The organism is Bradyrhizobium sp. 1 (genome assembly GCF_023073315.1).
In the GTDB taxonomy this organism is placed as follows: Bacteria; Pseudomonadota; Alphaproteobacteria; order Rhizobiales; family Xanthobacteraceae; genus Bradyrhizobium.
In genome coordinates, this window is record NZ_JADPJH010000024.1 from 3034 (window position 1) to 12776 (window position 9743).

Sequence of the window (9743 nt, forward strand, 5' to 3'; positions counted from 1 at the left end):
CGTACCTCACAAAATCGCATGCGGCAGAAACCGCGAGCTGTTGCCCGTGATCGGACTCTCATCCTCGCGGATCGACAGCCCGCAGGGCTCGTGGTTCACCAGCCAGCTTCCCACCACAGGATAGAGGCCCGAGAAGTTCGGCAGCGGCGACAGCGCCTGCCGTATGAAACCTTCCGCGCCATAGGGGCCCGCGTGCGCGTCGAGCGATACGCCGCCTGACACCAGCGTGACATTGGCGCCTTCGCGCGACAGCAGCGGCTTGCGCACATACGACGTTCCAAGCTCCGCCGCCCGCGCGTCATTCTCGAAGAAGGCCGGCAGCAGGTTGGGATGGTTCGGGAACATCTCCCACAGCAGCGGCAGGATGCCCTTGTTGGAGAGCACCGCCTTCCACGGCGGCTCGATCCAGCGTGTCGGTGCGTCCTTGAGCCTGGCGCCGAAGTCGTCGTGGAACATCCATTCCCAGGGATAGAGCTTGAAGGCGAGCGCGATGTCGCTGTTATCGAGATCGACGAAGCAGCCCACCTCGTCGCGCCAGCCGATTTCCTCGATGTCGAGTAGCGTGGTCGAAAGCCCCGCCTGTCGCGCGGTGTCCTCGAGATAGGCGAGCGTGCCGGCGTCCTCGTCGTTGCCGGTGGTGCCGGTGAGATGAAGATGGCGGCCCGTGGCGATGTCCTTCCACGCCACGATCAGCCGCTCGTGGATCGAGTTGAACTGATCGGCGCGCGCCGGGATGATGCGGCGTTCGATCGCCTGCTCCAGCCAGGTCCATTGAAACACCGCGGCCTCGAAGATCGATGTCGGCGTATCAGCGTTGTATTCGAGCAGCTTTGCCGGACCATGTTGGTCGAATTTCAGGTCGAGCCGGCCATAAAGGCTGCGGTCGTCGCGTTCCCAGCTCTCGGCGATCAGGCTCCAGAACGCTTCGGGGATCTGCAAGCGCCGCAGATGCCGTTCGTCGCCGATCACGCGGCCGGCGAGCTCCAGGCACATCGCGTCGATCTCGCCGGTCGGCGTCTCGATGCCGCGCTCGATCTCGTCGAGGGTGAAAGCGTAATAGGCGCGCTCGTCCCAATAGCGCTCGCCCTCGATGGTGTGGAAGGCGAAGCCGCATTGTTCTGCGGTCTGCTGCCAGTCGTCGCGTTCCGGACAGACGATACGTTGCATGGATCAGCCGCCGCCCGAGAAGCCGTGGCCAAACGAGCCGAAGCCGCCGCGGCTCACGCTGCTGGAGCCTGAATCGGACGACGTTCCCGACGAGGAGTGGCTCGAGGAATCGCTGCTGAAGAAGCTCGATCGCGATGACCAGCGCGAGCCGCCGCTGCCGCCTGATGAACTGCTGCTATTGCTGCAATTCGTGCTCGTCTGCCCCGGCAGGGCGCCGGGGGAGGGTTCGCAGTGTTGGCGCGGCATCAGCGTGTAGGCGGTGGTGCCGACTGCGATCGTGCCCATCACCAGCAGCGCGACATGGCCGGAGCGCTTCACCGGCTCCCGCGATGTCGGCGCTACCGGCGCCGGCCGGCGCTTGCCGAACTGCTTGCTGGAGGGCTTGTCCGCCATGTCAGTAGATCATGCAGGCGGCGTTCAGCAGGCCCGCGGCGAGCGAGGACAGGCCGAGCCAGATCGCGGGCGCAAGCTCGCCGGCGGCAATCCGCGCCGACAGGTTCGGCACCGGGACCTTGACGAGGAAGAACACGACGATCTGGACGGCCAGCGCGATCGTCGCCCAGATCAGGCAGTCCAGCACATTGGCCGAATGCGCGATGGCGCTGACCAGCGGCGCCACGAAACCGAGCAGGCTGAGGCCAAGCGCAATCGCCGCGGCCGGGTCGTTGTCGCGGATGAGCTGGAATTCGTTGTGGGGCGTGATGCGGGTATAGGCGAACAGATACGCCACGATCGCGACCAGCCCGGTGCAGAAATAGACCAGGAAGGCGGGCAGGCCGGCCAGTGATTGCAGGATCATCGTTCCCCCATCGTGCAGCGACCATTCGTCGGCGGCGGGAGGATAGCGGTTCAATGGCGGGACGGCGACGAAGCCGCGTTCGTGTCCCCAAAAAACAAAACCCCGCCATTTGCGGCGGGGTCCAGGCTGGGAGGAGCGAGCCCCTGAGGGCTCGCGACGTAAACTCGATCAGGCGGGGATGCGCTCTTCGACCTCGTGCGGCTCGCGCAGCACGTAGCCGCGGCCCCACACGGTCTCGATGAAGTTGCGGCCTTCCGAGGCATTCGCGAGCTTCTTGCGGAGCTTGCAGATGAAGACGTCGATGATCTTCAGCTCGGGCTCGTCCATGCCGCCATAGAGGTGGTTGAGGAACATTTCCTTGGTGAGGGTCGTACCCTTGCGGAGCGAGAGCAGCTCCAGCATCTGGTATTCCTTACCGGTCAGATGCACGCGCTGGCCGCCGACTTCGACCGTCTTGGTGTCGAGGTTGACGACGAGGTCGCCGGTCTGGATGACCGACTGGGCGTGACCCTTGGAGCGGCGAACGATCGCGTGGATGCGGGCGACCAGCTCGTCCTTGTGGAAGGGCTTGGTCATGTAGTCGTCGGCGCCGACGCCGAGACCCTTGACCTTGTCCTCGATGCCGGCGAGGCCGGAGAGGATCAGAATCGGTGTCTTGATCTTGGAGACCCGGAGCTGCTTGAGCACGTCGTAGCCGGACATGTCGGGCAGGTTGAGGTCGAGAAGGATAATGTCGTAATCGTATAATTTACCGAGATCGACGCCTTCTTCCCCCAAATCGGTCGTGTAGACGTTGAAGCTCTCAGACTTCAGCATCAGCTCGATCGACTGCGCGACGGCGCTGTCATCTTCAATCAGCAAAACGCGCATGCCAGTTCCCCATAGTCGCCGCTCCTGGGCGTCAGGTCGGCCGCATTCGCGGCACGCAACAAAACGCCTTTGAACAACTGATTCGGATCCTGACAACAGATGGTTAACAAATTCTGATTCTGGAACGCAAGCCCCGCGGGTGCAATTTTCGTCGAATCGCCCTAAGGTCTTGTGCGTGAAGCAGCTTTCGTTATCCGGTTCCGTTCAAGTTCCACTTTAAGAGACGGGCCTAACCGACTCCCGCGACTCGGCCTTCTTCTGAAGGGGAGCCACGCTCAGTCACAAAGACAGTGACGCAATGATTAACGATGCGGGTAAACACGAAGTTAAGCGCCGTTCAGAAATATGGCGAAATTTAAGGTTTTCGCCGTGAAGCCCGGGGATACGAAGGCGACCACCTTAATGAAGGCCCTCTTATGAAGGCGCTTGCCGAACAGATCGGCGATATCGACGGCGTCAATATTTACGGCCGCGTCGTCGGCGTCCGCGGCCTGATGGTCGAGGTGGCCGGCCCGATCCACGCCATGTCGGTCGGCGCGCGGCTCGTGATCGAGACCGGCGCCAACCGCGACATTCCCTGCGAGGTGATCGGCTTCTCCGGCAACAACGCCATCGTGATGCCGTTCGCCGGCCTCGATGGCGTGCGCCGTGGCTGCAAGGCCGTCATTGCCAATGCCGCCAATCAGGTGCGGCCGTCGTCGGCCTGGCTCGGTCGCGTGATCAATGCGCTGGGTGAGCCGATCGACGGCAAGGGGCCGCTGCCGCAGGGGCCGGCGCCGATGCCGTTCCGCAATTCGCCGCCGCCGGCACATTCGCGCAAGCGTGTCGGCGCACCGCTCGATCTCGGCGTGCGCGCGATGAACACCTTCCTCACCTGCTGCCGCGGCCAGCGCATGGGCATTTTCGCCGGCTCCGGCGTCGGCAAATCGGTGCTGCTGTCGATGCTGGCGCGCAACGTCGATGCCGCGGTCAGCGTCATCGGGCTGATCGGCGAACGCGGCCGCGAGGTGCAGGAATTCTTGCAGGACGATCTCGGGGAGGAGGGCCTAGCGCGCTCCGTCGTCGTGGTCGCAACCTCGGACGAGCCGGCGCTGATGCGCCGCCAGGCCGCGTATCTCACGCTCGCGGTCGCCGAATATTTTCGCGATGAAGAGAAGGACGTCCTCTGCCTGATGGACTCGGTGACGCGCTTTGCCATGGCCCAGCGCGAGATCGGCCTGTCCGCCGGCGAGCCGCCGACTGCCAAGGGCTATACGCCGACCGTCTTCACCGAGCTGCCGAAGCTTCTGGAGCGCGCCGGGCCGGGCCTGGGAGAGGGTGCGATCACCGCGATCTTCACCGTGCTGGTCGACGGCGACGATCATAACGAGCCGATCGCGGACGCCGTCCGCGGCATCCTCGACGGCCACATCGTGATGCAGCGCTCGATCGCCGAGCGCGGCCGCTACCCCGCCATCAACATCCTCAAATCCATCTCCCGCACCATGCCGAAATCGGCCGATCCGGAATTCTGGCCGACCATCCAGAAGGCGCGGGCGGTGATGGCGACCTATGCCGACATGGAGGAATTGATCCGGCTTGGCGCCTACCGGGCCGGCTCCAGCCCCGAGGTCGACGAGGCGATCCGCCTGCACGAACCGCTGGAGGCCTTCCTGCGGCAGCGCAAGGACGAAAATGCCTCGCTGGCGGACGGCTACCGCCAGTTGGCGCAAATCCTCGGCAGTTTGGAAACGGAACGCTAACTTTGTCCCGTCATCATCCGACCCCACAGAGTAGCAGAGCCTGTCTTGGCCCAGTCGGGCCTGTGGGGAGATCGGTGACGTCCCAATGTGAGGTTGTCTTGCAGCCAGGGGACTTCTGGGGAGTATGAGTCGATGAAGTCACGAGATACCCTTATCCGCCTGAAGAAATTTCAGGTCGACGAGAAGCGCCGCCGGGTCACCCAGATCGAGACCATGATCGCCGACTTCCAGCGGATGTCGACCGATCTTGAGCGTGAGATCTCGACCGAGCAGGACCGTGCCGGGATCAACGATCCCTCGCATTTCGCTTATCCGACCTATGCCAAGGCCGCGATCCAGCGCCGCGAGAACCTGACCCGCTCGGCCGACGAGTTGAAGGGCCAGCTCGACGAAGCCAAAGCCGCTTTGGCCGAGGCCTTCGAGGAGCTGAAGAAGGTCGAGCTCCTCGACGAGCGCGACCAGGCCCGCGAGCGCGCCGAAGAGAACGCCCGCGAGCAGGCCGACCTCGACAGCATCGGCCTGATGCGGGCCCGGATCGGCGCCGTCGCCTAACGGCGCCAGCGTCCAAACCGCCGAGAATTTGCAAAACCCGGACCCGCAAGGTCCGGGTTTCGTATTTGCTGTCCACAGCGCGGCGCTCCGCCCCTTGGTGATGGGCTTTGCCGCGCGCTATGGTAGCCGAGTGTCAGGGCTTGCGCGGAACGCGACGGGCCGCGCGTGGGGGGCTGAATGCTGACGCCAGCAGAGCTGGTCGGGCTGATTGGGGCGGTCGCCAAGGGCGATCAGGCCGCGTTCGAGCGCCTCTACGTCGCCACCCGCGCGAAACTCTATGGCGTGGTTCTCCGTATCTTGCGCCGACAGGATCTCGCAGAGGAGGTCATTCAGGAGACCTACGTCAAGATCTGGAACAGCGCCGGCCAGTTCAATCCGGCCTTGTCGTCGCCGATCACGTGGATGGCGTCGATAGCGCGCAACCGCGCCATCGACATCGTGCGCAAGAAGACGGAAGTTTCCATCGAGGAAGAGCCTCAGGCGATGGAGGTTGCGGCCGACAGCCCCGATCCGCTGGCGCGCCGGGAGATGACCGAGGAGTTGAAGCGGCTGCTGGAATGTGTCGGCCGGCTCGAGCCGGATCGTCAGAGGCTCGTGCTTCTCGCTTATTACAATGGCTGGAGCCGCGAGCAATTGGCGGAGAAATTTTCAGCGCCCGTCAACACGGTGAAAACGTGGCTCCGGCGAAGCATGTTGGATATCCGCGAGTGCCTTGGATTGTGAAGGCCTGGACTATGAAGGCTTGGATTGTGAAGGCTTGGACTATGAGGGGTTTGTTGTGAAGGTGGTTCTGGACTGCATGTGATGGCCTACACGGAGGACCATATCGCGCTCGCCGCGGAATATGCGCTCGGTACGCTCGACGCCGGTGAGCGCGCGCAGGTCGAGACCATGATGGCGGTGGACAAGGCGTTCGCCGATGTCGTGCAGGCGTGGGCTTATCGGCTCGGCGCCCTCAACCAGATGGTCGGTACGATCGAGCCGCGTCCGATCGTGTGGGAGAACATCAAGTCCGAGCTCGCGCGGACGAATTTTGCGCAGGAGGCGCCTGCGCTGTCGGACGTCGCGCCGCCGCCATCCGTGCCGGAGTTTTCCTCGCTCGACACTGCGCCGCCGGACTTGCCACCGGAGGACACCTCGCAACCGGAGCCGCAGTCTCCCGAAGCGGAGCAGCCCGGCACAGTGCAGCCGGCGCCCGATGCAATTCCCGACATCGCGCCGATCTTCATGCCGCAGGTCCATGCGCCCGATCCTGAAGTTGTGCGCACGCCACCGCCGCCGGTTGTCGACAACAGCAACGTGATCCGGCTCGAGGGCCGCGTGAAGCGCTGGCGCTCCATCGCATCCGCGGTCGGCGCGCTCGCGGCCGCGCTGCTGGTGACATTGTCGCTTCAGATCTTCCTGCCCGATGCGCTGCCCGGCAGCCTGCGCCCCGCACCTCGCATCCGGACGGTCGAGGTGAAGACACCGGCGCCGCTCACCGCGTCGTCGCAATATGTCGCGCTGTTGCAGGGCCAGGGCGGCGGCCCCGCCTTCATCCTCACCATCGACGGTACGACCAAGAATTTTACCGTGCGCAAGGTCGGCGCGACGCCGGAGCCCGGCAAGAGCTTTGAGCTCTGGCTGATCTCCGACAAGCTGCCGCGTCCGCGCTCGCTCGGCGTGATCGGCGCGGGCGATTTCACCGCGCGCCCGCTGCTCGCTTCCTACGATGCCGACGTCGTCAACGGCGCGACCTACGCCGTCACCGTCGAGCAGGCCGGCGGCTCGCCCAACGGCCAGCCGACCTCGGCGCCGGTATTTACCGGCAAGCTGATCGAGACCGTGCCGCAGGCGCAGTCGCAGCAGGTTCCTGCGAAGAAGTAGGTGCCCTAGCCCGGATGGAGCGCAAGGCGCGTTCCTGTCGCCACCGTCCATCCCGCCGTCGCATTCCGACAAGTCCCGCCGAATCCGCCCTTGATTTGAACCTCTGTCCATTTCGCGGCGTCAAATGCCCGGAATTTGCAGTCGGCGCCGCCGATCATGGTGCCGGAGAGGGGCTAGAAATCAGATGGATGCAGCAAAGACGCCGGGCATCTTCGTCCACCAATATGCGGGGCTACCGCATGGTCCGGCTTTCGAACATTGGCGCGAGCGGGCTTTCGGTCCCTGCGGCCTCGACATCGGGCCGAGCCATGGCGACAGCATCGATTGCCGGCTCCAGGTCAGCGTGGTCGACAATATCGCGCTCGCCATTCCCGAAGGTGCCTCTGCGCAATATACGCGCACGCAAAGCCACCTTGCCGACGGCAGCGACGATCTGGTGCTGATCTCGGCGCATGCGGGCCTCGTCCGCGTCGGGCAGAATGGCCATACCGTGGAGCTCGCGCCCGCGCAGATGGTGCTCGTCGACATGGGCATCACCGGCACCGTCGGCCACACCGGGGACGACCGCTTCACCACCATCCGCATGCCGCGCCGCGCGCTGCTGGACATCAATCCGCGGGCCGAAGAGAAGCTCTCGCAGGTGCTTTCCGATGGTGCGGTCGCCGAGACGATTTTTCGCTACCACGCGCTCGCCGCCAATCACGCGCCGCATCTCGACGCCATCGGCCAGCGTCTGACCGCGCAGCACATGGTCGATCTCGTCGGCCTGCTGCTCGGCACCGATGCTGAGCATGCAAGCCTTGCGCGCGGCCGTGGACATGCGGCGGCCCGTCTCGATCTCATGCGCGCCGACGTGATGGCCGCGCTTGGCCGCAATGATCTCTGCCTGTCTGAAGTTGCGACGCGCTCGGGGCTCAGCCCACGCCAGGCGCAGCGCCTGTTCGAACAAGCCGGCACGACGTTCACTGAATTCGTGCTGGAGCAGCGCTTGCTGCTGGCGCGAAAGCTGCTCGGCGATCCCCGTGCGAGGGCGCGCAAGATCAGCGACATCGCGCATTCCTCGGGCTTCTCCGACCTGTCCTATTTCAACCGCGCCTTCCGCAAGCGTTTTGGCGCAACGCCGTCGGAACTGCGCGAGGCCTGAGGCTACGATTTTGTGCAGCGGCGCGGCGCTGCCGCAGTTGGTCGATCCGGGCGAATGAGCTATATCTGCCTGTGCGGGCAGACCGCTAGTTTCCTCGGGATAATACAGTAGGCAGACATGGCGCGTATCGTCGTGCTCGGCGCCGGGTTTGCAGGCCTGTGGGCGGCCATCGGTGCCGCGCGGATGCGCGACGAGATGGGTGCCGCTGGCCGCGACATCGAGATCCACGTCGTTGACCGCAATCCCTATCACAACATCCGCGTGCGCAATTACGAGGCCGATCTCAGCGAGGTCGCGCTTCCGCTTCCCCAGTTGCTCGATCCGATCGGCGTCAGCCACGGCCTCGGCGAGGTCGAAGCCATCGATCCGGTGCGGCGCCAGATATCGCTGGTCACGAGCCGCGGCGACGAGACGCTGGGCTATGACCGTCTGGTGCTTGCGCTCGGCAGCGAAGTGATGCGTCCCGACATTCCGGGCCTTGCCGATCACGCCTTCGATGTCGATACCTATGTCGCAGCGCTCCGCCTCGACAATCATCTCGCCGCGCTCGGACGCAGCGTCCCCTCGCCGGGGCGTTCGACGATCGCAGTGGTCGGTGCCGGCTTTACCGGCATCGAGGTCGCGGCCGAGATGCCGGACCGGCTGGCGCGCGCGGGCATCACCGGCAGCCGCCGCATTATCCTGGTCGATCCCAATCCGGCTGTTGGCGCTACCATCGGTGCGCATGCGCGTCCCGTCATCGAGACGGCGCTGGCCTCGCTCGACATCGAGACGCGGCTCGGCGTGCGCGTCGTATCGGTCGAGGCCGCCGGCATTCATCTGGACTCGGGCGAGTTCATCCCGGCCCAGACGGTGATCTGGTGTGCGGGCATGCGCGCGAGCCGGCTGGCCGCAAGCTTTCCCGGCGCACGCGATCGTCTCGGACGCCTGTTGGTCGATCCGTTCATGCGCGTTGCCGATCTGCCCGGCGTGTTCGCGGCCGGCGACGTCGCCTCCAGCATGGTCGATGGACTGCATCCGACCGTGATGTCCTGCCAGTTCGCCCGCCCCATGGGCCGCTTCGCCGGCCACAATGTCGTTGCCGATCTCGCGGGCCTGCCGATGCTGCCGCTGCGGATCGACTGGTACGTGACCGTGCTCGATCTCGGCGGCTGGGGCGCGCTCTATACGGAAGGCTGGGACCGCGAGGTGCGGACGACCGGTCAGGCTGCGAAGGCGACCAAGCAGACCATCAACCGCAAGCGCATCTATCCGCCGCTCGGCGGGAGCAAGGAGGAGCTGTTTGCCGCAGCCGCGCCGACCGTGCAGGCGCCGCCGCCGACTTATGGGGCGCCGCGTCGCTGAGCCCTGTCATGTCGGCTGTCAGGAGCAGACCTGACGTCGATCCAACTTGGCGTCCACCGCTGCTTTTGACCCTAAGCGGTCATCAGAGGCGGACAACCAACGATACCGGCATGGACGCTTCGTTCCAACTGTCTTAGGTTCAAGCCGCAGGTAATTTACAGGCGAGCATGGAAGAACGCTCCCCCGGCAATTCTAAAGAGCGCGCGAATAATCGCTCCATTACGCAACCGTTAATATGGTGGTTCGTTCTAGCCCTTAT

Annotated in this window: 10 protein-coding genes; 6 read left to right on the top strand and 4 right to left on the bottom strand. The window is 64.7% G+C overall.

The window, feature by feature from the left end; all coding sequences use genetic code 11:
• Nucleotides 1-6: 6 nt before the first annotated feature.
• The 4 genes from IVB29_RS20490 to IVB29_RS20505 all read right to left on the bottom strand — a co-directional run bounded on the left by IVB29_RS20490 (nucleotide 7) and on the right by IVB29_RS20505 (nucleotide 2836).
• Nucleotides 7-1167, bottom strand: coding sequence for a glutathionylspermidine synthase family protein (locus IVB29_RS20490; protein WP_247505200.1), 1161 nt, complete (start codon nucleotides 1165-1167; stop codon nucleotides 7-9).
• Nucleotides 1168-1170: 3 nt separating this feature from the next.
• Nucleotides 1171-1560 (bottom strand): hypothetical protein, encoded by a 390-nt coding sequence (locus tag IVB29_RS20495; RefSeq protein WP_247505201.1) that lies wholly within the window; start codon nucleotides 1558-1560, stop codon nucleotides 1171-1173.
• A 1-nt stretch (nucleotide 1561) separates the two neighbouring features.
• Nucleotides 1562-1966: a DUF350 domain-containing protein gene (locus tag IVB29_RS20500; protein ID WP_247505202.1), complete on the bottom strand. Its 405-nt coding sequence runs from the start codon at nucleotides 1964-1966 to the stop codon at nucleotides 1562-1564.
• A 168-nt stretch (nucleotides 1967-2134) separates the two neighbouring features.
• A complete protein-coding gene (locus IVB29_RS20505; protein WP_007600544.1) occupies nucleotides 2135-2836 on the bottom strand; it encodes a response regulator transcription factor in 702 nt (233 codons plus the stop codon).
• A gap of 416 nt (nucleotides 2837-3252) precedes the next feature.
• On the opposite strand from IVB29_RS20505, the gene fliI reads away from it, so the two are divergent.
• The 6 genes from fliI to IVB29_RS20535 all read left to right on the top strand — a co-directional run bounded on the left by fliI (nucleotide 3253) and on the right by IVB29_RS20535 (nucleotide 9484).
• Nucleotides 3253-4578, top strand: a complete 1326-nt coding sequence (fliI, locus tag IVB29_RS20510) for a flagellar protein export ATPase FliI (RefSeq protein WP_247505203.1) — start codon at nucleotides 3253-3255, stop codon at nucleotides 4576-4578.
• Between the two features lie 132 nt (nucleotides 4579-4710).
• Nucleotides 4711-5130 carry a flagellar export protein FliJ gene (fliJ, locus tag IVB29_RS20515; protein WP_247505204.1) on the top strand — a complete coding sequence of 140 codons (420 nt, stop codon included), beginning with the start codon at nucleotides 4711-4713 and terminating at the stop codon, nucleotides 5128-5130.
• 177 nt (nucleotides 5131-5307) lie between these two features.
• The gene (locus IVB29_RS20520) at nucleotides 5308-5853 is read left to right on the top strand and encodes a sigma-70 family RNA polymerase sigma factor (protein WP_247505205.1); all 546 of its coding nucleotides are present in this window, start codon (nucleotides 5308-5310) and stop codon (nucleotides 5851-5853) included.
• A gap of 81 nt (nucleotides 5854-5934) precedes the next feature.
• Nucleotides 5935-6996: an anti-sigma factor gene (locus tag IVB29_RS20525; protein WP_247505206.1), complete on the top strand. Its 1062-nt coding sequence runs from the start codon at nucleotides 5935-5937 to the stop codon at nucleotides 6994-6996.
• A 184-nt stretch (nucleotides 6997-7180) separates the two neighbouring features.
• Nucleotides 7181-8140, top strand: a complete 960-nt coding sequence (locus IVB29_RS20530; RefSeq protein ID WP_247505207.1) for an AraC family transcriptional regulator — start codon at nucleotides 7181-7183, stop codon at nucleotides 8138-8140.
• A gap of 117 nt (nucleotides 8141-8257) precedes the next feature.
• Nucleotides 8258-9484 (top strand): NAD(P)/FAD-dependent oxidoreductase, encoded by a 1227-nt coding sequence (locus IVB29_RS20535; RefSeq protein ID WP_247505208.1) that lies wholly within the window; start codon nucleotides 8258-8260, stop codon nucleotides 9482-9484.
• Nucleotides 9485-9743: the final 259 nt, after the last annotated feature.

Bases quoted from the DNA above. Each gene is read 5' to 3' on its own strand.
- IVB29_RS20525 (WP_247505206.1), top strand. From the start codon at position 5,935: ATGGCCTACACGGAGGACCATATCGCGCTCGCCGCGGAATATGCGCTC.
- IVB29_RS20490 (WP_247505200.1), bottom strand. From the start codon at position 1,167: ATGCAACGTATCGTCTGTCCGGAACGCGACGACTGGCAGCAGACCGCA.
- IVB29_RS20530 (WP_247505207.1), top strand. From the start codon at position 7,181: ATGGATGCAGCAAAGACGCCGGGCATCTTCGTCCACCAATATGCGGGG.
- IVB29_RS20520 (WP_247505205.1), top strand. From the start codon at position 5,308: ATGCTGACGCCAGCAGAGCTGGTCGGGCTGATTGGGGCGGTCGCCAAG.
- IVB29_RS20535 (WP_247505208.1), top strand. From the start codon at position 8,258: ATGGCGCGTATCGTCGTGCTCGGCGCCGGGTTTGCAGGCCTGTGGGCG.
- IVB29_RS20505 (WP_007600544.1), bottom strand. From the start codon at position 2,836: ATGCGCGTTTTGCTGATTGAAGATGACAGCGCCGTCGCGCAGTCGATC.
- IVB29_RS20495 (WP_247505201.1), bottom strand. From the start codon at position 1,560: ATGGCGGACAAGCCCTCCAGCAAGCAGTTCGGCAAGCGCCGGCCGGCG.
- IVB29_RS20500 (WP_247505202.1), bottom strand. From the start codon at position 1,966: ATGATCCTGCAATCACTGGCCGGCCTGCCCGCCTTCCTGGTCTATTTC.
- fliI (WP_247505203.1), top strand. From the start codon at position 3,253: ATGAAGGCGCTTGCCGAACAGATCGGCGATATCGACGGCGTCAATATT.
- fliJ (WP_247505204.1), top strand. From the start codon at position 4,711: ATGAAGTCACGAGATACCCTTATCCGCCTGAAGAAATTTCAGGTCGAC.